16 protein-coding genes, 2 tRNA genes and 2 rRNA genes (1 of these 20 only partly in view) are annotated in these 23,183 nt (G+C 58.4%); 7 read left to right on the top strand and 13 right to left on the bottom strand.

All coding sequences use genetic code 11. The features are described 5' to 3' along the window. Positions 1-141: 141 nt before the first annotated feature. Positions 142-456 carry a putative quinol monooxygenase gene (locus tag ACVVH8_RS03770; RefSeq protein ID WP_103303264.1) on the top strand — a complete coding sequence of 105 codons (315 nt, stop codon included), beginning with the start codon at positions 142-144 and terminating at the stop codon, positions 454-456. Here the strand turns inward: ACVVH8_RS03770 and ACVVH8_RS03765 are convergent. After that, positions 446-1,210 (bottom strand): sulfite exporter TauE/SafE family protein, encoded by a 765-nt coding sequence (locus tag ACVVH8_RS03765; protein WP_475228576.1) that lies wholly within the window; start codon positions 1,208-1,210, stop codon positions 446-448. The genes ACVVH8_RS03770 and ACVVH8_RS03765 overlap by 11 nt on opposite strands. 137 nt (positions 1,211-1,347) lie before the next feature. Here ACVVH8_RS03765 and ACVVH8_RS03760 point away from each other — a divergent pair, with 137 nt between their 5' ends. The 5 genes from ACVVH8_RS03760 to ACVVH8_RS03740 all read left to right on the top strand — a co-directional run bounded on the left by ACVVH8_RS03760 (position 1,348) and on the right by ACVVH8_RS03740 (position 4,031). Next, a complete protein-coding gene (locus ACVVH8_RS03760; RefSeq protein WP_475228574.1) occupies positions 1,348-1,575 on the top strand; it encodes a hypothetical protein in 228 nt (75 codons plus the stop codon). A 76-nt stretch (positions 1,576-1,651) separates the two neighbouring features. After that, positions 1,652-2,533 (top strand): LysR family transcriptional regulator, encoded by an 882-nt coding sequence (locus tag ACVVH8_RS03755; RefSeq protein ID WP_475228571.1) that lies wholly within the window; start codon positions 1,652-1,654, stop codon positions 2,531-2,533. Positions 2,534-2,577: 44 nt separating this feature from the next. Continuing rightward, on the top strand, positions 2,578-3,153 hold the full coding sequence (locus tag ACVVH8_RS03750) for an NAD(P)H-dependent oxidoreductase (RefSeq protein WP_315449288.1): 576 nt from the start codon (positions 2,578-2,580) through the stop codon (positions 3,151-3,153). Positions 3,154-3,200: 47 nt separating this feature from the next. Then, positions 3,201-3,572, top strand: a complete 372-nt coding sequence (locus ACVVH8_RS03745; protein WP_213027481.1) for a MerR family transcriptional regulator — start codon at positions 3,201-3,203, stop codon at positions 3,570-3,572. Positions 3,573-3,680: 108 nt separating this feature from the next. Continuing rightward, positions 3,681-4,031 carry a cupin domain-containing protein gene (locus tag ACVVH8_RS03740; protein WP_103303269.1) on the top strand — a complete coding sequence of 117 codons (351 nt, stop codon included), beginning with the start codon at positions 3,681-3,683 and terminating at the stop codon, positions 4,029-4,031. Between the two features lie 256 nt (positions 4,032-4,287). Here ACVVH8_RS03740 and mmsB read toward each other — a convergent pair whose 3' ends face one another. Next, on the bottom strand, positions 4,288-5,175 hold the full coding sequence (mmsB, locus tag ACVVH8_RS03735; protein ID WP_475228568.1) for a 3-hydroxyisobutyrate dehydrogenase: 888 nt from the start codon (positions 5,173-5,175) through the stop codon (positions 4,288-4,290). A gap of 9 nt (positions 5,176-5,184) precedes the next feature. Further along, entirely contained in the window at positions 5,185-6,711 is a 1,527-nt protein-coding gene (locus ACVVH8_RS03730; protein ID WP_103303271.1) for a CoA-acylating methylmalonate-semialdehyde dehydrogenase, read from the bottom strand. A gap of 149 nt (positions 6,712-6,860) precedes the next feature. Here ACVVH8_RS03730 and ACVVH8_RS03725 point away from each other — a divergent pair, with 149 nt between their 5' ends. Continuing rightward, complete coding sequence (locus tag ACVVH8_RS03725; protein ID WP_103303272.1) at positions 6,861-7,808, top strand: LysR family transcriptional regulator; 948 nt, start codon at positions 6,861-6,863, stop codon at positions 7,806-7,808. Here the strand turns inward: ACVVH8_RS03725 and yfiB are convergent. From yfiB to ACVVH8_RS03675, 10 genes are all read right to left on the bottom strand, one after another. Further along, positions 7,805-8,299 carry an outer membrane lipoprotein YfiB gene (gene yfiB / locus ACVVH8_RS03720; protein ID WP_315449280.1) on the bottom strand — a complete coding sequence of 165 codons (495 nt, stop codon included), beginning with the start codon at positions 8,297-8,299 and terminating at the stop codon, positions 7,805-7,807. The two genes, ACVVH8_RS03725 and yfiB, sit on opposite strands and share 4 nt — an antisense overlap. 5 nt (positions 8,300-8,304) lie before the next feature. Next, positions 8,305-9,573 carry a diguanylate cyclase DgcN/YfiN gene (gene dgcN, locus ACVVH8_RS03715; protein WP_475228566.1) on the bottom strand — a complete coding sequence of 423 codons (1,269 nt, stop codon included), beginning with the start codon at positions 9,571-9,573 and terminating at the stop codon, positions 8,305-8,307. Next, a complete protein-coding gene (gene yfiR, locus ACVVH8_RS03710) occupies positions 9,570-10,145 on the bottom strand; it encodes a regulatory sequestration protein YfiR (protein ID WP_213027477.1) in 576 nt (191 codons plus the stop codon). Before yfiR ends, dgcN begins: the two co-directional genes overlap by 4 nt. A 119-nt stretch (positions 10,146-10,264) precedes the next feature. Continuing rightward, positions 10,265-12,373: an exodeoxyribonuclease V subunit alpha gene (gene recD, locus ACVVH8_RS03705; protein WP_401301553.1), complete on the bottom strand. Its 2,109-nt coding sequence runs from the start codon at positions 12,371-12,373 to the stop codon at positions 10,265-10,267. Then, positions 12,370-16,059, bottom strand: a complete 3,690-nt coding sequence (gene recB, locus ACVVH8_RS03700; RefSeq protein ID WP_475228563.1) for an exodeoxyribonuclease V subunit beta — start codon at positions 16,057-16,059, stop codon at positions 12,370-12,372. Before recB ends, recD begins: the two co-directional genes overlap by 4 nt. Beyond that, positions 16,056-19,508 (bottom strand): exodeoxyribonuclease V subunit gamma, encoded by a 3,453-nt coding sequence (gene recC, locus ACVVH8_RS03695; protein ID WP_475231120.1) that lies wholly within the window; start codon positions 19,506-19,508, stop codon positions 16,056-16,058. The genes recB and recC overlap by 4 nt, the downstream gene beginning before the upstream one ends. Before the next feature lie 154 nt (positions 19,509-19,662). Next, positions 19,663-19,778: ribosomal RNA gene (rrf, locus tag ACVVH8_RS03690) — 5S ribosomal RNA — on the bottom strand. Between the two features lie 154 nt (positions 19,779-19,932). After that, positions 19,933-22,826, bottom strand: a 23S ribosomal RNA gene (locus tag ACVVH8_RS03685). 247 nt (positions 22,827-23,073) lie between these two features. Beyond that, positions 23,074-23,149 (bottom strand) — tRNA-Ala (locus ACVVH8_RS03680). A gap of 30 nt (positions 23,150-23,179) precedes the next feature. Beyond that, positions 23,180-23,183: transfer RNA gene (locus tag ACVVH8_RS03675), tRNA-Ile, on the bottom strand (it continues 73 nt past the right edge of the window).

Raw genomic sequence — 23,183 nt, 5'->3', positions numbered from 1 at the left:
AGTTGAATGGCGGCAGATTAACGTTGTGTCTCGCGCGGAATAAGCAGCGGTTGCGCAAAATACATTTGAGCAAAACGCACGAATCGAGCCCGGATTGTTGCCGTAGGATTGGTCGCCATCTGAACTTGAGGAGTTTTATCGATGAGTGAACGCCACGGTTTCATCCTGCACGCCAAGACCCGCCCGGAAAAAGCCGAGGCTTTCGAGGCGCTGTTCCGCGCCTATGTCGAACCAAGCCGCGCCGAACCAGGTTGCATCGAATATCACATGCTCCGCGACCAGCAAGATCCGTCGCTGTTCATCTTCTACGAGATCTGGGAAAGCCAGGCGCATCTGGATGTGCACTCGAATCTGCCGCACATGAAGCAATTCTTCGAGCAGCGCATGGAGTATCTGGAGCGCGATTTTGATATCCGCCGCATCGACATGCTCAGCGCGTCGTCGGCTAACCGCTGATCAGCAGGTGGGCGCCGAGCGCGCCCATGCCGATGAAGAACACACGTTTGAACAGCGCCGCGCTGATCCTCTGACGCAGCCATTGGCCGAGCAACATGCCGAGCACTGCCGGAATCAGCGCCAGCAACGAGGCGCTCAATTCGCCGCCACCGAGCGCGCCGCGCCAGAGCAAACCGCCGGCCAACGCGAGCGTCGAAACGGTGAAGGACAGGCCGAGCGCCTGCACCAGTTCATCACGGTTCAAGCCCAGCGCTTGCAGGTACGGCACGGCGGGAATCACGAAAACGCCGGTGGCGGAAGTGATGACGCCGGTGAGCACGCCACAGACCGGACCGAGCCAGGATTCATGGCGAGGTTCAACGTGCAGCGTCGGCAGGAATAACCCGCTCAACGCGTAGAGCAACAGCGCCGTGCCCAGCCCGCGCACCACCCAGTGTCCACCCGCCATGCCGATCCACAACGTACCGACGCCGGTGCCGAGGAAGATCATCAGCAACATCGGCCAGAGACGTTTGATCAGCCCTTTCAAATGACCGCCGAAGGCCAGTTGCCAGACATTGGTCAGCGTGGCCGGAATGATCAGCAGCGCCGCTGCCTGCGACGGTGCCATAGCCAGACCCAGCAGCCCCATGGCGACCGTGGGCAGGCCGAGGCCGATGACGCCTTTGACCAGACCGGCCATGACGAAGGTGGCGATGACCAGCAGTGACAGGGCCAGACCGAGGTTTTGGTAGAAATCTGCGAGTGTGTTCATGGCGCTACTGTGCGCCAGTCTGGGCTGACTGAAAATCTGCCATATACTGAGGCAGCCTCTGCCAATGCAAGAGGCTGAGAAATTCATTGAGGCAACTGGCCCCATCGCTGGCAAGCCAGCTCCCACAGGTTTTTTGGTTGGATTCAAAACCTGAGTACACACAAAATCCTGTGGAAGAGGCTGAGAAATTCATTGAGGCAATTGGCCCCATCGCTGGCAAGCCAGCTCCCACAGGTTATGGGCTGGATTCAAAACCTGAGTACACACAAAACTCTGTGGAAGAGGCTAAGAAATTCATTGAGGCAATTGGCCCCGTCGCTGGCAAGCCAGCTCCCACAGGTTTATGGGTTGGATGCAAAACCTGAGTACACACAAAACCCTGTGGGAGCTGGCTTGCCAGCGATAGGGCCTATCCATAAACCACAAAACCAGAGGCTACCCATGCACTTCGACCTCACCGACCTGCGCCTCTACCTGCACATTCTCGACACCGGCAACATCACCGCCGGCGCTGCTCGCAGCCATCTCTCCCTCGCCGCCGCCAGCGCAAGAATCCGCGCGATGGAAGCCTCACTGGGCACCGACTTTCTCCAGCGCGGCCGCCGTGGCGTCATCCCGACGCCGGCCGGCAAGGCCCTGGCGCACCACGCGCGCATCCTCCTGCAGCAGACCGAACGCATGCAGCAGGATCTGGCGGACTACGCCAAAGGCGTCAAAGGTCAGGTGCGCCTGCTGTGCAACACCACCGCGATCACCGAATACCTGCCGGAAGTGCTCGCGGACTTTTTGCGCAGCCACCCCAATCTCGACATCGACCTGCAAGAGCTGCCCAGCGCACGTATCACCCACGCCTTGCGCCAGGGTGCGGCGGATCTGGGGATTGTGTCTGACGCGGTCGACACCAGCGACCTACAGACTCAAGCGTTCCGCGACGATCCACTGGTGCTGATTCTGCCGCTGGACCACCCATTGTCCGACGCCGCCGAAGTCAGTTTCAGCGACGCCTTGCGCCACGAGTTTGTAGGACTGAGCGCCGACAGCGCACTGGCGATCTATCTCGAAGAGCAGGCGCTGAATAGCGGATCACGCATGCAGATTCGCATCCGCGCGGATGGCTTCGACAGCGTGATGCGCATGGTCGGCCGTGGCGCCGGGCTCGCCATTGTGCCGTTGGCCGCCGTTGAACGCGGGCCGTCACGCGCCTTCAAAAGCATCGCCCTTGATGAGCCTTGGGCCCGTCGCACGTTGATGCTCTGTGCCAGAGATTTCAGCGCATTGCCCGGGTACGCCAAAGCACTGTTGCATGCCTTGACTCTCCCCTAAAGGGCAGACTTCATCCTTGGCTTTTTCCAGCAAGGACAGTGACGATGGGCAAACGCATTCTGCTGATTCTCGGCCACCCTTCGGCGACAAGCCTGTGCGCCGCACTCGCTGATCGCTATGCACAATCAGCGCTAGAAGCCGGACATGAAGTGCGTCAGTTACGGCTTGGCGAAATGGATTTCGACCCGGTGCTGCGCGAGGGTTATCAACAGATCCAGACGCTGGAAAACGACTTGAGTGCGGCACAGTCCGACATCCTTTGGGCCGAACATCTGACGCTGGTGTACCCGATCTGGTGGGGCGGCATTCCGGCGCTGCTCAAAGGTTTTTTTGATCGGGTGCTGCTGCCGGGATTCGCTTTCAAATACCGCAAAGGCAAAGCGTTCCCGGACAAACTGCTGAAGGGCCGCACCGCAGATTTGCTGGTGACCATGGACACGCCGCCCTGGTATTACCGCTGGATCTACCGCATGCCCGGACTGAATGAGGTGCGCCAGACAACACTCGCATTCTGCGGAATCAAACCCGTGCGTACGCTGACGTTCGGCCCGGTGCTTGGCTCCACCGATCAGCAACGCCAAGCCTGGTTGCAACAGGCGCAGGCTATCGCCGGCCGGTAAGTCTGCCGATAATGCCCTGCGCTGTTTCACATTGAAAAAGGACTTTTATGTACATCGGCCAAGCCGCGCAACGCTCCGGCACCACCATCAAAAGCATCCGTCACTATGAGTCGATCGGCTTGCTGCCCAAACCCCGGCGTCAGGGCAACTACCGCCTCTACGACCAACAGAGCGTCGAACTGCTGATCTTCATCAAATGCGCCAAAGACATGGGTTTTCGCCTCAAGGAGTTGCAAGCGATCTTCGCTGATCACCACGGCGAGGCGATGCCGTGGGCGCTGGCGCAACAGGCCATCGAGGCGAAGAAGCGCGAAATCAACAACAGCATGGCCGAGCTCATCCGCCAATACGCGCAACTGGAAGGCTTCGAGGCAAGCCTGGAGCACGCCCGGGTCACTTGCCCGCTGGAAAATCTGTAAGCGGTTTGCGCGCTTCTGGGCACTTCGATGTCGAGCACAGACAACTGACCCGAGCCCGGGCGCTATACGGTGCGACTTCATTCCTCAAGTCCACTGCCCGGAGCCCCCATGACCGCGACCGCCCCTATCACCGTTCTGCGCGACACCCACCCGCTACCGGTACTCGATGCCTGTAAATGGGAAAAACTTGAGGGCGACCCGCACACCGTCAACCTCAACGCCTACACCAGTGAAGACGGCAGCAAGATCATGGGCACCTGGATCTGCACACCGGGCAAGTGGCGCGTCGAATATGTGAAGTGGGAGTACTGCCATTTCCAGGAAGGCTACTGCGTGATCACCCCGGATGGCATGGCACCGATCCACCTGCGTGCCGGCGATATTTTCGTGATTGAACCGGGGATGAAAGGCACGTGGGAAGTGGTCGAGACCGTGCGTAAGTATTTCGTGTTTGCCTGATACAAAAAAGCCGGGAAATCACCCGACATGATTTCCCGGCAACACCTACTGCAATTTTGTTCAGCACACCCCTCAGATATCTGTGGAAATAGAGAACCTGTGGCGAGGGGATTTATCCCCGATGGGACGCGAAGCGGCCCCCTTCATCGTGTCAGTCAAAACGCGGGCTCAGGGTTTACGACTGCTGCGCAGCCGATCGGGGATAAATCCCCTCACCACAAAATCCCAGCTGCCACAAAAGTATTGCTGACCCAAGTTACTGCGGCTTGCGATAGCTGTTGATGATCGCCGAAAAATCCTTGCCGCCATCGCCACGCTGACTCATCGCCTGATACAACTGCTGCGCCACCGCGCCGAGCACCACCGGTTGGTGCGCCTGACGTGCAGCTTCCGTCGCCAGCCCCAGATCCTTGAGCATCAACTCGGCACCGAAGCCGCCGGTATAACCGCGCGAGGCCGGCGCCGTTTCGACGATGCCCGGCCACGGGTTGTACATTTCCGAACTCCAGCAACGCCCGGTCGAGCTGTTGATGATCCCGGCCAACACCGAGGTGTCGATCCCTAGCGCATCCCCCAGCGCCATCGCTTCACTGACACCGACCATCGAAATCGCCAGCAGCAGGTTGTTGCAGATCTTGGCAATTTGCCCGGTGCCGACTGCGCCGCAATGGACGATATTGCGGCCCATTTGCGCCAGCACCGGTTGCAGGGTGGCAAACAGTTCCGGGGTGGCGCCGACCATGAAGGTCAGTGTCCCGGCGGTGGCGCCGCCCGTGCCGCCGGAGACCGGCGCATCGGCCATGGCCACGCCTTGTTTCGCCGCCGCCGCAGCCACATCGCGTGCGGTCTGCGGATCGATGGTGCTGCAATCGACTGCCGGCACACCTTTGCCGATGCCGGCGAGCACGCCGTCTTCACCGAGCCAGACACTGCGTACATGCACAGCGGCCGGGAGCATGGTGATCACCAGTTCGGCGTCCTCGGCAGCTTCGCGAGCCGACGAACGAATGGTGCCGCCCAGTTGTTCCAATTCCGCCAGCACGGTTTTGTTCAGATCAACCAGGTTCAGCGAATGGCCGGCCTTGATCAGGTTGCGCGCCATCGGCGCGCCCATGTTGCCCAGACCGATAAATGCGATTTTCATGGCAGTTCCTCAGCGCAGGTTGATGGTGGTGTTTACGCCGTCGTTGACGCTGTCGTCATCGAACCAGCGCGCCGTGACCGTTTTGGTCTGGGTGTAGAACTGCACCACTTGCTTGCCGTAAGGGCCGAGGTCGCCGAGTTTCGAGCCACGGGAACCGGTGAAGCTGAAGAACGGTACCGGCACTGGAATCGGAATGTTGATGCCGACCTGGCCAACGTCGATTTCAGTCTGGAATTTACGCGCTGCCGCACCGCTCTGGGTGAACAGGCCTGTGCCGTTGCCGAACGGGTTGGCGTTGACCAGTGCGATGGCCTGATCGAGAGTGTCGACTTCCAGCACCACCAGCACGGGGCCGAAGATTTCCTGGGTGTAGATCTGCATGTCGGTGGTCACGCCCGAGAACAGGGTCGGGCCGACGAAGTTGCCCTGCTCGTAGCCCGGCACCTTGATGTCGCGACCGTCCAGTTCAAGCTTCGCGCCTTCCTTGATGCCGCTTTCGATCAGATCAAGAATCCGCGCCTTGGCTTTCTTCGAGATCACCGGGCCAACATCGGTGCCCGGCTCGCTGCCGGCGTTGACCTTGAGTTTCTGCGCCAGCGCTTTCAGATCCGGCAGCCATTGTTTCGCCGCACCGACCAGCACCACCACCGAAGTGGCCATGCAACGTTGCCCGGCAGCGCCGAAACCAGCACCGACCAGGGCGTTGAGCGCTTGCTCGCGATTGGCGTCTGGCAGTACCACGGCGTGGTTCTTCGCGCCCATCATCGATTGCACACGCTTGCCGTGCTTGCCGGCCAGGTCGTAGACGTGGGTCCCAACAGCGGTCGAACCGACGAACGAAACGGCTTTGATGTCCTTGTGCGTGCACAGGCCATCAACCACGTCTTTGCCACCGTGAACCACGTTAAGCACACCCGCCGGGACGCCAGCCTCGATGGCCAACTCCACCAGCAGCATGGTCGACAGCGGATCCTGTTCGGACGGCTTCAATACGAAAGTGTTGCCGCAGGCGATGGCCATCGGGAACATCCACAGCGGAATCATCGCCGGGAAGTTGAACGGCGTGATCCCCGCGCAAACGCCGATTGGCTGACGCAAGGTGTAGGTATCGACGCCACCGGCAACGTTTTCGGCGAACTCGCCCATTTGCAGAGTGCCGATGGAGCAGGCGTGCTCGACCACTTCCAGGCCACGGAAAATGTCGCCCTCGGCGTCGGCAATGGTTTTGCCCTGCTCGGCGCTGAGCACCACGGCGATGCGCTTGGAGTGTTCGCGGATCAGCGCTTGCAGCTTGAGCATGATGCGCATGCGGGCGCCAATCGGGGTCAGTTTCCAGGTTTGAAACGCATGCTGCGCAGCGCTGACGGCAGCATCGACTTCAGCAGCGGTGGCGAACGGGACTTTGGCCAGCACTTGCTGGGTGGCCGGGTTGACGATGTCGTGCCATTCAGTGGTTTGCGACTCGACCCACTCGCCATTGATCAGCAGCTTGACCTTCTGGACCGTGGTTTCGTTGGGCGTAAGCGATGCGTTCATGCTGGTCTCCGAAACTTGTTTTTATCGTAGGAGCCAAGGCGAAAGGTTCGCCTTGAAATGAGGCGTGTGTCACGAATTGGTTGTCGGACTGTTTTTGGAGTATAGATGTGCAAACTTCTAATAAGAACGCACATATAAGCCCGTCCATCATGCAAAAAAACATCACCTCTCTAGGTTCGCTGAACTGGGACGACCTCAAGTTTTTCCTCGAAGTCGCCCGCACCCGCAAGGCCAGCACCGCCGCCAAACGACTGGCCGTCGACTACACCACGGTGTCGCGGCGGATCAGTTCACTGGAAGCGGCGTTAGGCACCTTGCTGTTCGAGAAGTCGCGGACCAGCGGCTTCGTGCTGACCACCGAAGGCCAGCGTTTGCTCGGCTATGCCGAGTCGATAGAAAGCACGTTGCACATGGCCTGCGAACAGGTTTCCGGCTCCGGCGTGGCGCTGTCCGGGCATGTGCGCATGGGTTGCACTGAAGGTTTCGGCAGTTTTTTCATCACGCCGCAATTGAGCCATTTCGTCGACGCCTACCCGGCAATCTCGGTGGATATCCTGCCGCTGCCGCACTTCATCAGCCTGTCCAAACGCGAGGCCGACATCGTCATTGCGCTGGAACGGCCGGAACATGGCCCCTACGTCTGCTGCAAACTCTGCGATTACCGCTTGCAGCTCTACGCCACCCAGGATTACCTCGACCAACACCCACCAATCCGCCGCCCGGCCGACTTGAGCAAGCATCAATTCATCAGTTATGTGGATGACCTGGCGTTCAGCTCGGAGCTGCTTTACCTGGCGAATGTGCTGCCCGGCGCCAACGCGCATTTGCGCAGCACCAGTGTGATCGCGCAGTTCGTCGCGGCGCAGCAGGGGCGTTCACTGGCGATTTTGCCGTGTTTCCTCGCCGCGCAGGATCCACGCCTGCTGCCGGTGTTGCCCGAGGAAATCGACATCACCCGACAGTTCTGGATGTACTGCCGGGAGGACCTGCGCAAGTTGAAGCGGATCACTTTGTTGTGGGATTACATCCGTGAGGTGACCGAGCGCAATCAGGGTCTGCTGATGGGGCAGACCCGTGAGATGCAATTCGCTGATTAGTCGGCGCTGACCACAATCGACACCCGGCGGTTTTCCGTGCGGCCCGCCGCCGTGTCGTTGGAGGCCACCGGCTCTTTGCTGCCGAGGCCTTGCAGCTGAATGTTTTCTGGCTTCATGCCGACCGTGCCCAGCACCTTGGCCACGCTTTTGGCCCGGCGCAGGGACAGTTGCTGGTTATAGCTTTCCTTGCCCGATGCATCGGTGTGGCCATCGACCCGCACTCGCTCGATGCCGACATTGAGCAGCGCCTTGCCGATGCGCTCGACGATCTCGGTGCTTTGATTGTTCAGGCTTTCGACATCGCTGCCGAACAGCACCTTGCCCGACAGGCCGAACTCCCAGCCTTCGTCGGTCAACTCAAAACCTTGCTGTTTGAGCACGGCAATTTGCGCGGGAGTCAGGCCTTTTTGCGGGGCAGTCTGGCAACCGGTCAGGGTCAGTGTGACCATCAACAGCAGGATGGAAAAAATTCGAATGGGCAGTGTGAACACGGGAATCAGCTCCTGGTTTGAACGGGATCGACCGGGTGCTCCGACCCGGCCGTGAATTGGGCGCCGCGTGACAAACGCTTGGCTTGATACATCGCCGCATCAGCGGCATCGAGCAACGCACCTGGCGTGGCGCCATGATCGGGGTAAACGGCGATGCCGATACTGAGCGACGTCACGACACTGGTGTCCCCCGGCAGCGCGATGGGCACGTCCATGCTGGCGAGAATCTTGTCGGCGATGCGCTCGGCGTCTTCGATCTTGTGCAAGGGGGTCAGCAACACGGCGAACTCGTCACCGCCGAGCCGCGCGACCAGATCCTCCTCACGCAACTGGGCGCGCACTCGGTTAGCGACTGCCACCAGCACCGCGTCCCCGGCGGCGTGGCCGAAGTTATCGTTGATGCCTTTGAAACGATCACTGTCGAGAAACAGCACCGCCACGCGCTCGTGAAGTTTGCTGGCGTTGCGCAGGGCACGGATCAATCTGCCCTCGAAAAAGGCGCGATTCGGCAGCCCGGTCAGGCTGTCGTGACTGGCCTGGTGGGCGAGCGTTTCGTTTTCGTTCTGCAGATGGGTTTGCCACGACTCCAGTTCGTCGAGCAGGGCGTTGAAGTCGTTGCCGAGATTGTCGAGTTCGGCGATCTGCGCCGGCGGTACGCGACGATCCAGCGCTCGCTCGCTGCGCGCGGCATGGGCGACGGCAGCGAGTTTGTGCAGCGGGCCAATGATGCCGCGCAACTGGCGCCGAGCCAGAGAGAGCGCGACCCAGGCGCTGATCGCGGTACAGAGGATAATCCCCGCCAGACCACTGAGCAGAAAGCTCATCAGGCTGCCACCATGGCCCATCAGCAGAACGCGCCCGATTTCACGGTCCTGATGCAGGATCGGCAGTTCGATCGGCTTTTCCAGAACGGCACGGGTGATCTGCATTTCCAACCCGGAGAAAAAGCCGTTTTCCGGTCGTTGCCAGCGTGCGAGCAACTGGCCTTGAGCGTCCAGCACCTGGACGTCCGCCACTTCTTCAGTGGAAGCAATCAGCGCCAGCGACTCAGTGGCGGCAGCCTTGTCGTTGAACACCACCGCCGCTTCAACGGTGTAACTGATCGAGCGGGCAATCAGGTGCAAATTGTGATCGGCGTAAACCCGCAGCGCCAGAACACCCAGCAGGGTCAGCGAGACGCTGGCCATCGTCACGGCCACCAGCGCCACAATCAAGTTGCCGCGACCAATCACCGAGCCCAGCGTGGGGCGAACTTTCGAACTGAACAGTTTCATGGTGCCGCCGGTTTGCGACGCGACAATTGCAGGACGCTTGGGTGAATGCGTACGCCACTGCGGGCGACGGAGTCGAGATTGACTTCAAAAGACACCTGATCGTCGCCAACCCGCAGGCAAAACAGACTGCCCACCGTGCACTGATCACCGCCCTCGCTGATGCTCAGCACCGGATGGCCGATCAGCGAGGTGAACAGGCGGCTGCGCTCATCCGTTGTGAGTTTGCCGATGTACACCGCATCGCACTCACTGACGATGACCGGGTTGTCTGCCAGCAGGCGGCGCACGGTGACGGGTCGGCCAGTGGCCTGGGTCGTGCCTTTGACCAGATCGTCGGTGTACTCGGTAGGACCGACGATACACAGGCGCAACTGCGCAGGTTCCACCGGCCAGCGCGCGTAGCTGAGAATGCCCAGAACAACTTTGGTGACAGCTTGAGCGCGTTGCTCAGCCATGCCCGGCGGCGGTTGCGGCTGCGCGACGGCCATGCCCGCCAGCGCACAGAGCAGACCGACAAGCACTGCGCGCTTGCAGCGAAACACGCGCTCTGTCGCCCAGACAGCCACCTTCATGCAGGGATTCTCTTGGATCGTAGCGAAATGATGCCGCAACGATAGCACAGCGCTGAATCACCAGCGAGACAGTGACTCCTGACTGGCTAGTCAATAATTGCCATCAATCGCTTATTTTTTCACCCTCGGGGCTCAGCACCCTCTTCCAGTTCCAGCATCAACCCGCTCAGGCGCTTAACCTTGCGTTGCACGGCTTCTTCGAACACTCCAGCTCGCGGCTCGATCAGGGTGAACCAGTGCTTGGCCCGGGTGATGCCGGTGTAAATCAGCTCCTTGGTCAGCACTGGATTCAGGGCATCCGGAAGGATCAACGCGGTGTGGGCAAATTCCGAGCCCTGGGATTTGTGCACCGTCATGGCGTACACGGTTTCGACATCGTTGAGCCGACTCGGCAACACGAAACGCACCCCGCCCCGGCCATCATTGCGCGGGAAAGCTACACGCAGCACCGGTTTGCCGGCATCGGGTCCTTCGCGCTCAGGCAGCTTCAAGGCAATACCGATATCGCCATTCATCAAACCCAGGCCGTAGTCATTGCGCGTCATCAGCACCGGCCGGCCCTCGTACCATTGCTGGTCATTGTCGATCAGTCGGGCCTTGAGCAAAGCGGCGGTAATACGCAGGTTCAAACCTTCCACCCCCCACGGCCCCTTGCGCACCGCACACAACAGCTGAAAGGTGTCGAACGCTTGCAGGACTTCCCGGGCCCACGTGATCCAGTCCGGATGTTCGAGCGGCCGGCCGGGCGGTGGGCGCTGATCGCGCAGCACACTCAGATAATGCCGATAACCTTGTGGCCCATCGCCATGTCCCTCAAGCAACAGTCGCTCCAGCTTGTGGTCGTGCTCGCCCTTGAGCGGCAACGAATACACATCGTCATAGTGCCCCGCCGACAGCAACTGGCGCGCCTCATCCGGCAATTGCTGATTGACCCGGCGCGCGAGTTGGCCGATCCCGCTACCCTCGCCGAAACGCCGTGAGTGACGCAACATCACCACTTGTTGCGCCAGTGGATGAGTGTCGTCGATGTCTTCACACAAACCGCTGCCCTGCAAGGTTTCACCGCTGACCGACTCCAGCCACTGGCGGGTCTTCGGGTTGTACCATCCACTCTCGGCGTCGCGACACAGATCACCCAGTACCGCACCGGCCTCCACGGAGGCCAGTTGATCCTTGTCACCGAGCAATACCAAACGCGCGTGGGGCGGCAAGGCGTCGAGCAGATTCGCCATCATTTCCAGATCGATCATCGATGCTTCATCGACCACCAGCACATCCAGAGGCAAGCGATTGCCGGCATGGTGCCGAAAGTGTCGAGTGCCAGGGCGACTGCCGAGCAAACGATGCACGGTGGTCACGTCGCAGGGAATTTTCGCCCGTACGTCTTCGGTGACTGTCAGCGATTGCACTTGCTGGCTGATGGACTCGGTCAACCGCGCCGCGGCTTTGCCGGTCGGCGCCGCCAGGCGAATGCGCAGTGGATGGCCAGCCTCCACCGCCGGCGCCTGAAGCAGCGCGAGCAAACGCACCACCGTCGTTGTTTTGCCGGTGCCCGGGCCACCCGTGACGATGCTGAAGGCGCCACGCGTGGCGATGGCACAGGCGAGTTTTTGCCAGTCGATCACATCGCCGGATTTCGCCGAGCCAAACAACTCATTCAACCGCTGCGGCAGATCATCCGGGGTCGCCTCGCGCTGTGCGAGACGCTGGCGCAAGGCGAGATCAATGCGGCGCTCATAGGCCCAGTAGCGTCTCAGGTACAGACGCTTCCCGGACAACACCAATGGCCGTCGCTGCGCCGAATCACTGCCGTCAGCCGACAATGCAACCAACGCGCTCGCCGCCAGAACCTTGCACCAATGCGCACCGTCGAGGGCCTCAAGCAATTGCGAGGGCAACAGCAACATCCCGCCCTGCACATCGCCTTCGGGCGGCAGCGACAAGGCAAAATCCGGAGCCTTGAGGGTTTCGAACAGGTCCAGGCAGACATGCCCATGACCGAGTTGATGACTGGTGAGCGCGGCGGCGAGCAGCACCAGTGGGTCAGTTTCAGGCTCAAGCTCATGGAGGAATGCTACGAATGCTTTGTCCAGGGCACGCAGCCAGCCACGCTCGACCCAACGGGTGAGCAGCACCAGCAGATCATCGGCGCGGGTCAGGGGCGCGAGTGTCGACAGGCTGTCGGCAGCCAGCGGTGTCGGCAGCAGATCGTCCAGGGTGCGGCTCATAACAAGACTCCCTGTTCCCACAAGGGCTCGGCCTTAGGTTCAGGTTTGCCCTGGAACATCCGGTCCAGACGCTCGATCAACTCGCGCGGAGGTCGCACAAAGTAAGCACCGCGACTGGCTGCGCGGGTGCCGCGCAGAAACAGGTACAGCGCGCCACCGACATGCCGATCGTAATCGTAGTCGGGCAATCGTGCCTTGAGCTGGCGATGCAACGCCAACAGGTACAGCACATATTGCAGGTCGTAGCGATTATCGAGGATCGACTGTTCCATGGCCTGCTCGGTGTAGGCCAGGTCATCGATGCCCAGCCAGTTGGATTTGTAATCTGCCACGTAATAGCGGCCGTCGTGCTCGAAGGTCAGGTCGATGAAGCCTTTGAACATGCCATTGAGCTGCACCGGCTCTGCGGCTACCCGAGCCACGCCGTTGTGCGTGTATTGCCGCACCAGTTCATCGAGTTTGAGTACGTCGACTTTGTGGCTGGCGAACCAGAACTCCATCTCCACCCGGTACTGTTTCAGTTGCTCCAGAATGACCGGCGGCTGGCTGTCACCGATCGGCAGCGGTAATTGGAGCAAATGCTGCAACCAGTCACTTAGAGTGATGATCCAGCCTTCCCAACCGCGCAGATTACAGCGCCGGGCAATCGCGTCTTCCAATGCCTCACGGGTAACGGCGAAACCGTCGTCACCCGCCCATTCCAGCAACCCATGGAGAAAGGTTCCGGGATTGGGGCCACGCGGGAAACGATGGATGTCGGCGCCACCGGTGATGATTTCTCGCGGCGCGTCGGGATCGAGTCGCTCGTCATCGAAAAGCTTTTGTGCTTGAGGACTGTCCGGTGCTTCATCACTGCCAACACTCAATACGTCGCTGATACGCAGCGCACTGTAAGACGCGATCCACCAGTTTTCGCTGGCCTTGCGCTTGGGCAGCAGAGTGGCACTGAGGATGGCGTCATTACGCGGTGGCTGATAGTGCTCGTCGGTGGGCTGCGGCATTTCACCGACACTGATGGCAGGGCAATCTTGTCGCAGGTCTTGCAGCCAACGATCAAGGGCGATGGACTCACCCAGAGAGGCGCCACCACCGAGCAAGTAGCCAAGGGCAGAAAGGTGCAGCACCGAGCTGTTGTTATTGCCGCGTTTGAGATCCGTCACCCCCAGCCAGCAAGCATGCTGGGCGCGGGTCAGGGCGACATAGAGCAGGCGCAGGTCTTCGGCCAGACGCTCATCGTCGGCCTGCGCAATCAGTTCGGCGGTGGGCCTCAGGCTCACCTGGGCTTTGCCCGAAGCGTCGTGATAATGCAGCGGCAATCGGCTGCCATCCACCGGTTTTGCTGAACAGATGAAGGGCAGGAACACCAGTGGATATTCGAGGCCTTTGGATTTGTGAATGGTCACGACCTTGACCAGTTGCTCGTCGCTTTCCAGACGCAGAATCTGCTCTTCACCGGCCTGACCTGACAACGCCAGCAGTTCCGCCAGATGACGGATCAGCGCTTGCTCGCCGTCCAGTTCGGCAGCGGCTTGTTGCATCAGCTCTGACAGATGCAGAAGGTTGGTCAGCACCCGCTCGCCGTCGCTGCGGGCGATCAAGGTCTGCGGCAAGCGGAAGTCATGCAGCAGGCGCCGCAGCATCGGCAGCACACCTTGTTTGCGCCATAGTTCACGATAGCCACGGAACTGCATGACGCGGGTTTCCCAAACCAGTTCGTCCTGGTTCAGACGCTCCAGCTCAGCCAGTGGCAAATTCAGGGTGATGCAGGCCAGCGCGGCTTTCAGGGAGCGCTCGACATCCGGCTCGGCACAAGCCTTGAGCCAGGACAGCAAGTCGTGTGCCTCCTGAGCTGCGAAAACCGAATCCTTGTCGGACAGATAAACGCTGCGGACCCCGCGATTGGCGAGCTCACCGCGCACCGCCTGAGCTTCTTTTCCGTCACGAACGAGGATTGCGATATCGGAAGGTCGCAGGCCTTTGAAGTCCTTGCCGTCCTGAATAAACCCAGCGCTACCGTTTTGGCCGCCATTGAGCAGCGCGGTGATTTCGCTGGCACATGCAGCCGCCAATTGCTGGCGATAGACCGCGCCTGACAGCGGCTGATCGGTGGACAAGTGCCAGACATTCAGCGCCGCGACGTCCTGCCCGGCAATCTGCAGTTCTTCTTTACGGCCTTGGGATTCGACAGGCTGGAACGGTACCGGGTTTTCACCGTTCTTCTCCCGGAACAAAAACGCGCCGCGGCCCTGCTCACGGGATTCGGCGCGCTCGAACACGTGATTGACCGCTTTCACCATGCCATGGCTGGAACGGAAGTTGGTGCCCAAGGTATGCAGTCGGCCGGTGGTGGCTTGGCGAGCACGCAAGTAGGTATAGATGTCTGCACCACGGAACGCGTAAATCGCCTGTTTGGGGTCGCCAATCAGAAACAGTCCGGTGTCCGGATTGTTGTCCTCGATGCGATAAATGCTTTCGAAGATCCGGTACTGCACCGGGTCGGTGTCCTGGAACTCGTCGATCAGTGCAACCGGGAATTGCTCGCGGATCAATGTGGCAAGGCGTTCGCCGCCCTCTGACTGCAGCGCAGCATCCAGACGCAAGAGCATGTCGTCGAAGCCCATCTCGGCACGCCGGCGTTTCTCTTCTTCGAAGCGTGCACCTACCCACTTGGCGGCGTGTTGCAGTACGGCAGCATCGGGGGTTGGCAATGCATCGAGACTCGACTTGAGCCCCGGCATGGCGTCCAGCCCCGGATGAGTTGGAGCCTGGCCTTTCCAGGCTTCAGCCATTCCGTCGGGCGTCAGCCGAGTGAATCCGGTGCCGATGTCCAGCTGTTCGAGGGACTCGTCTTCAGCCCAGTTCTTGAGCTTTTCGAACCACGGCTCAAAGTAGCGGGCCTGCATCTTGCGACCATCGACGCTTTTACTCGCAACACCTTGATGACAAATCGCAAGCAACTCATCAGCCCACTGCCGCCACGGCATTTTCAATTCGATCAACGCAGCGCGCCGCTCTTGCAGACAATCATCGATCAACTCCGCCGGGGCCTTGCTTTCGTCGCTCTCGCGCTCGCTGGCGAACAAGCCTCGCACCCGAGGCAGCAACGCCGCAGGTCCACCCCAGTTGCTGCGAACCCAATTCAACGCATCGCCCTGCATCGGGTAACAGAACAGCCGCCAGTAATCGCGCAGCACTTCACCGAGCAAATCGCTGTGATCCGTTTCGAGGGATTGGGTAAACAGACTTCCGCTATCGAAAGCATGTTCGCGCAACATGCGCTGACACCAACTGTGGATGGTGGAGACCGCGGCCTCGTCCATCCACTGTGCGGCGATGTCCAGGCGATTGGCGCAACCTGGCCACTGCTGCGGATCGAATTGATCTCGTAGTTCGGCAATCAATCCGTCAGGCGCTGGCGTCTCATCGCGGAAGAATCGCGCGGCCTCGGCGAGACGCGTGCGAATCCGCTCACGCAGCTCCTTGGTTGCCGCGTCGGTGAACGTCACCACAAGAATTTGCGGCGGCAACAGTTCGCGGGCGAACCCGTTCGATTCGCCGCCATGGCCAAGAATCAGGCGTAGGTAGAGCGCAGAAATGGTGAAGGTTTTGCCGGTGCCGGCGCTGGCTTCGATCAACTGGCTGCCACGCAGAGGGAATGCCAGCGCAAGGGGTGTCTTCGTACTCATGCGCGCGCACCTTCATTGGACAATGAGCGCCAGGGCGCTTCCAACAGAGGGCGATAAAGAGCATCGCACCAACCAGAAAATGTTTCGTCCGCGAGTAATGCATCGAAGTCGGCAAATTGGCGGGACAGCGCCGGACTTTCGCGGCGCTCGCCTTCACTGGTCTGTCCGTCACCTTCGTAGGCTTTGCGAGCAGCCGCTTCAGCTTTGAGCGGATCGGTCTGAGATAACCAGGCAAAAGCGGTCTTCACTGCGATCGGCAGAGGCTGACGCATTCCGGCCAGCCAGGCGAGAAGAAGGTCGCCAAGAAACCGAACGGCTCTGTCTTGTTCCATCGGCTCGAGCAGCAATGTGTCGTCACTAGCCACCAATGCGGTGGTCAATGAGAGCCCGCTGGCGCAGGCCACGAGATGATTGACCCAGGGTTTGATCAGTCGATGCCATTTGCGGCTTTTGATCGAGCCGATGCTGTTGGGAATGGTCGTGACCGACAACACGCCTCCGTCGGCGCGTTGATGCAAACCCGAGAGCCATCCTTCAAGACGCAACCCCTGCAACTCGAGACTGATCGGGATGGCACTGGCGAGCGGAGTCGGCCAAAGCGTCAATAGTTGCTGATAGCGTTGTAGCAAGTCCGGCAGTGGCTCAATCAATTCCCTTTGCAGGCACTCGCCGAATCCGGCCATTGGCAACAGGCCGCTATTTTGCAGACGTCGCGCCTGCGCCTCGAGCGCTTGCTCGACATTGTCCGGCTGCCTGAGCGCTGCTTCCAGCAGGCTGTCGCTGAGCGTATATCGCTGCAGGGCGTCGAGTACAAAAGGCTCTTCATCGGCTAGCGGTGCATCGGCGGCTTCGAAGTAGACCTTGAGTCTCTGGGTGAAAAAATGCCGAACCGGATTACGTAAAAAGTCCTGCAACAGAGCCAGGCTCAACGGTTCCTCTTGTATATAGGGGGCGAGTAATTCTGCCTCGTTTCGTAGCTCATGAGGTTTATGCAGAACCTGCCACTCGCTGGCATAGCTGAACAGTTGATCTCCCTCATGGAAATAGCGGGCACTGAAGGGTTGCAGTGGATGCTCTTCGGTCATGGCGCTCAACAAGTCCTGACTGTCATCGATCAATCGCCAACCACTGGCGAGGTGATCGCGTAACTGGCCGATCAGCACCGAAGCAGGTCTCTCGCTGTTGTCACGAATGCTGCGACCGACCCAACTGATATAGAGCTGATTACGCGCAGACAGCAGCGCCTCGAGCAACAGATAGCGATCATCCTCTCGCCGGGAACGGTCGCCCGGACGATAGTCGCTACCCATCAGGTCAAAATCGAGAGGCGGTTGTGCACGGGGGTAATCGCCGTCGTTCATCCCCAGCAAACAAACGAGTTTGAAAGGAATGGCACGCATAGGCATCAGCGTGCAGAAGTTCACCGCGCCGGCAAGAAAGCGTTGAGACAAACGGCCCTGATCCAGCCCCGCGAGCCAGGCCTCGCGAACGACAGTCAGGGGCAACTCATCCTCAAGGCCAACAGCCTCGCAGGTCTCCAGCCAGGTTTCACGAAGCTCTTCCAATTGGGTCAGCAAGTAATCGTCGTGTTCGTTACTGGCTTTAAAGAACAGCTGCATCAACGCTTGCAGCCGATGCCCCCACTCCTTGGGCTGTGCCGGCCGGGTGAGTTCCTGATGTGCGAGTTCCAGAGCATCGAGCAGGGCCACCAACGGCCCGATCAATGCGGCATCCAGTCCCCCGATTTCATCATAGGGCTCGATACCCGCACAGTCAGTCGAGCTGCCGACAGCGTAGCCAAGAAGCATTCGTCGCAGGCCGAAATGCCAGCTGTTCTGCTCCAGTTCATCCGGCAGACCTAGCCCGGCACGCTGCTCCGCGTTCATTCCCCAACGCACACCAGCGCCTTCAATCCAGCGGTGCAACGTCGGCAAGTCACGCTCCTCCATGCCGAAACGAGCGCGTAATGCGGGAACGTCGAGCAAGTCGAGAATTTCACTGACAGGGAAACGACTGTCCGGCAGTTTGAGCAGGTGTTCAACCGCAATCAGCAATGGATCACGACCACGTTGGCCCTGATCCGCCAATGTGAAAGGAATAAAGCGTGGATCATATCGATCAAGCTGACCAAACACCGCGCGGATATGCGGAGCATAGCTGTCGATGTCCGGCACCATCACGATCACATCGCGAGGGCGTAGATCCGGATTGGCACTGAAACGTGCCAACAGCTGATCATGGAGAATCTCCACCTCGCGTTGAGCGCTGTGAGCGATGTGAAAACGGATCGAGTTGTCGTGTGCCAGATCAACAGCCGGCCAATGCTCGCGGGTCTCCTCGAGTGGGCGCAATTCGAGAATGTCGTCCTGGAGTTGATTGAGCAGGTTATGCGGCTGATTTTCGCTGAACAGGTCGATACGCCCATCGCGAAATGCCGCTCGATAGCTGTTTGGGTCGTCATAGCTATCGAGCAGGTTGATGTAGTCACGGCCTTGCTTACCCCATGCTGCCAATAGAGGATGGGCGTGTTGATGCATTGTCTCGGGATCAAGTACGACAGGCATGCCGCTCTTGCGCGATTGCCGCTTGTATTGGTGACGCAGCAAATCCTTGTCCGCAACGATGTCGGCCCAGTGATGCCGACATGGGTTGTGCACACACAGCAAAACCTGGCTGAACCGGGCGAGGCCAGCCAAAGCTTCAAGTACTTGAGCCGGAAGCGAAGAAATCCCGAAGACGATCACTCGCGAAGGCAGTCCGGTAGGTGCGTGCTCGATGCTACCGATGCGCTCGATAAATCGCTGATGTACACCGGCGCGGCTTTGCGCCATACCTTTTGCACCTACATCTTCCAGGAGCGCGCGCCAGAGTTCAGCCTGCCAGCAACTGGTGGGCGGTAGTGGCTTTACTTCGCCTCTGACATTGCGCAGTTGATGCCGACCTTCCGCCCAATCCTCAAGCCAGTCGGCTCGATACACCTGATATTGGTCGAATAGATCCGCCAAACGCTCGGATAGCTGATAGCGCTTGCGCAAGTCGGTGTCGTGAGTGAGGAAGCGTTGCAACGGTTCGAAATGCGGACGGTCGATGACCTGAGGCAGCAGACGCATGAGGCGCCAGGTCAGCGGAGCTTTATCGAGCAGGGATTTGGCTGGAATTTCATCTCGGCCCAAAACCATACGGTAGAGCTGCCACATGAAACTGCCGGGCAGTTGAACATCTATCGCCGCTGCGATACCACAACCACCGAGGTCGTTTTCCTCAGGATCTTCAGCCAAGGCCAATTTAAGCCACTGCGCGATGCCATTGCTCTGCACCAGAGCAATTTCGTTCTCCAAGGGAGCCAGCGGATAGCGCCGCATTATGCTGACCACCAGGCTGCGCAGTTCGTCCAGGCTATTGCTCTGAACCACCATGAATGCAGCGTTGAGGGACTGGGCGTCCGGCATAAGACTTCCTTGGGAGAATAAAAACAGCCAGGTCAGAACCTTAGCATTGTCGGCAGATGATGACAGCCGGACGGCGTCTATGAGTGCTGTAAGAACTTTCCTGCGGGCAAAACAAAACCCCAATTGCTTTCGCAATTGGGGTTTCGGAATTTAATCTTGACGATGACCTACTCTCACATGGGGAAACCCCACACTACCATCGGCGATGCATCGTTTCACTGCTGAGTTCGGGATGGGATCAGGTGGTTCCAACGCTCTATGGTCGTCAAGAAATTCGGGTACTGAGTCGTGGCCAGATGGCCTCGCTTCAGCAAATTGGGTATGTGACAGCTAGGTGTTTTGTGAACATCGAACTTTCGGTTCGTTTCGTCTTCACACACCGCAATCTGGTCTCTTTCGAGTCTACAGATTGCTTGGGTGTTATATGGTCAAGCCTCACGGGCAATTAGTATTGGTTAGCTCAACGCCTCACAGCGCTTACACACCCAACCTATCAACGTCGTAGTCTTCGACGGCCCTTCAGGGAACTCAAGGTTCCAGTGAGATCTCATCTTGAGGCAAGTTTCCCGCTTAGATGCTTTCAGCGGTTATCTTTCCCGAACATAGCTACCCGGCAATGCCACTGGCGTGACAACCGGAACACCAGAGGTTCGTCCACTCCGGTCCTCTCGTACTAGGAGCAGCCCCTCTCAAATCTCAAACGTCCACGGCAGATAGGGACCGAACTGTCTCACGACGTTCTAAACCCAGCTCGCGTACCACTTTAAATGGCGAACAGCCATACCCTTGGGACCGGCTTCAGCCCCAGGATGTGATGAGCCGACATCGAGGTGCCAAACACCGCCGTCGATATGAACTCTTGGGCGGTATCAGCCTGTTATCCCCGGAGTACCTTTTATCCGTTGAGCGATGGCCCTTCCATACAGAACCACCGGATCACTAAGACCTACTTTCGTACCTGCTCGACGTGTCTGTCTCGCAGTCAAGCGCGCTTTTGCCTTTATACTCTACGACCGATTTCCGACCGGTCTGAGCGCACCTTCGTACTCCTCCGTTACTCTTTAGGAGGAGACCGCCCCAGTCAAACTACCCACCATACACTGTCCTCGATCCGGATAACGGACCTGAGTTAGAACCTCAAAGTTGCCAGGGTGGTATTTCAAGGATGGCTCCACGCGAACTGGCGTCCACGCTTCAAAGCCTCCCACCTATCCTACACAAGCAAATTCAAAGTCCAGTGCAAAGCTATAGTAAAGGTTCACGGGGTCTTTCCGTCTAGCCGCGGATACACTGCATCTTCACAGCGATTTCAATTTCACTGAGTCTCGGGTGGAGACAGCGCCGCCATCGTTACGCCATTCGTGCAGGTCGGAACTTACCCGACAAGGAATTTCGCTACCTTAGGACCGTTATAGTTACGGCCGCCGTTTACCGGGGCTTCGATCAAGAGCTTCGCGTTAGCTAACCCCATCAATTAACCTTCCGGCACCGGGCAGGCGTCACACCCTATACGTCCACTTTCGTGTTTGCAGAGTGCTGTGTTTTTAATAAACAGTCGCAGCGGCCTGGTATCTTCGACCGGCATGAGCTTACGGAGCAAGTCCTTCACCCTCACCGGCGCACCTTCTCCCGAAGTTACGGTGCCATTTTGCCTAGTTCCTTCACCCGAGTTCTCTCAAGCGCCTTGGTATTCTCTACCCAACCACCTGTGTCGGTTTGGGGTACGGTTCCTGGTTACCTGAAGCTTAGAAGCTTTTCTTGGAAGCATGGCATCAACCACTTCGTCATCTAAAAGATAACTCGTCATCAGCTCTCGGCCTTAAGATCCCGGATTTACCTAAGATCTCAGCCTACCACCTTAAACTTGGACAACCAACGCCAAGCTGGCCTAGCCTTCTCCGTCCCTCCATCGCAATAACCAGAAGTACAGGAATATTAACCTGTTTTCCATCGACTACGCTTTTCAGCCTCGCCTTAGGGACCGACTAACCCTGCGTCGATTAACGTTGCGCAGGAAACCTTGGTCTTTCGGCGTGGGTGTTTTTCACACCCATTGTCGTTACTCATGTCAGCATTCGCACTTCTGATACCTCCAGCAAGCTTCTCAACTCACCTTCACAGGCTTACAGAACGCTCCTCTACCGCATCATCCGAAGATGATACCCGTAGCTTCGGTGTATGGTTTGAGCCCCGTTACATCTTCCGCGCAGGCCGACTCGACTAGTGAGCTATTACGCTTTCTTTAAAGGGTGGCTGCTTCTAAGCCAACCTCCTAGCTGTCTAAGCCTTCCCACATCGTTTCCCACTTAACCATAACTTTGGGACCTTAGCTGACGGTCTGGGTTGTTTCCCTTTTCACGACGGACGTTAGCACCCGCCGTGTGTCTCCCATGCTCGGCACTTGTAGGTATTCGGAGTTTGCATCGGTTTGGTAAGTCGGGATGACCCCCTAGCCGAAACAGTGCTCTACCCCCTACAGTGATACATGAGGCGCTACCTAAATAGCTTTCGAGGAGAACCAGCTATCTCCGAGCTTGATTAGCCTTTCACTCCGATCCACAGGTCATCCGCTAACTTTTCAACGGTAGTCGGTTCGGTCCTCCAGTTAGTGTTACCCAACCTTCAACCTGCCCATGGATAGATCGCCCGGTTTCGGGTCTATTCCCAGCGACTAGACGCCCTATTAAGACTCGCTTTCGCTACGCCTCCCCTATTCGGTTAAGCTCGCCACTGAAAATAAGTCGCTGACCCATTATACAAAAGGTACGCAGTCACAGAACAAAGTCTGCTCCCACTGCTTGTACGCATACGGTTTCAGGATCTATTTCACTCCCCTCTCCGGGGTTCTTTTCGCCTTTCCCTCACGGTACTAGTTCACTATCGGTCAGTCAGTAGTATTTAGCCTTGGAGGATGGTCCCCCCATATTCAGACAAAGTTTCTCGTGCTCCGTCCTACTCGATTTCATGACCAAGAGATTTTCGCGTACAGGGCTATCACCCACTATGGCCGCACTTTCCAGAGCGTTCCGCTAATCTCAAAGCCACTTAAGGGCTAGTCCCCGTTCGCTCGCCACTACTAAGGGAATCTCGGTTGATTTCTTTTCCTCAGGGTACTTAGATGTTTCAGTTCCCCTGGTTCGCCTCTTGCACCTATGTATTCAGTACAAGATAACCATCTTATGATGGCTGGGTTCCCCCATTCAGACATCTCCGGATCAAAGTCTGTTTGCCGACTCCCCGAAGCTTTTCGCAGGCTACCACGTCTTTCATCGCCTCTGACTGCCAAGGCATCCACCGTATGCGCTTCTTCACTTGACCATATAACCCCAAGCAATCTGGTTATACTGTGAAGACGACATTCGCCGAAAATTCGAATTTCTCAACTAAGAGAACTCACAAATTTTACCTTAGCCTGATCCGTTACCAGTGAAAGTAACGTTCAGTCTATCTTTCTATCACATACCCAAATTTTTAAAGAACGAACTAGTCAAAGACTAGAAATCAACATTCATCATCTCAACGATGGAATGCTCATTTCTAAGCTTTCAAACTTCAGAAGCAGTAGTGGTGGAGCCAAGCGGGATCGAACCGCTGACCTCCTGCGTGCAAGGCAGGCGCTCTCCCAGCTGAGCTATGGCCCCGTATTTCTACAGGCGTTTCCCACACAAAATTGGT

The sequence above is a fragment of the Pseudomonas trutticola BRTCR10 genome (genome assembly GCF_056155105.1).
Note: the sequence above shows the minus strand (reverse complement) of the source record. Positions and strands in the feature narration are given on the sequence as shown.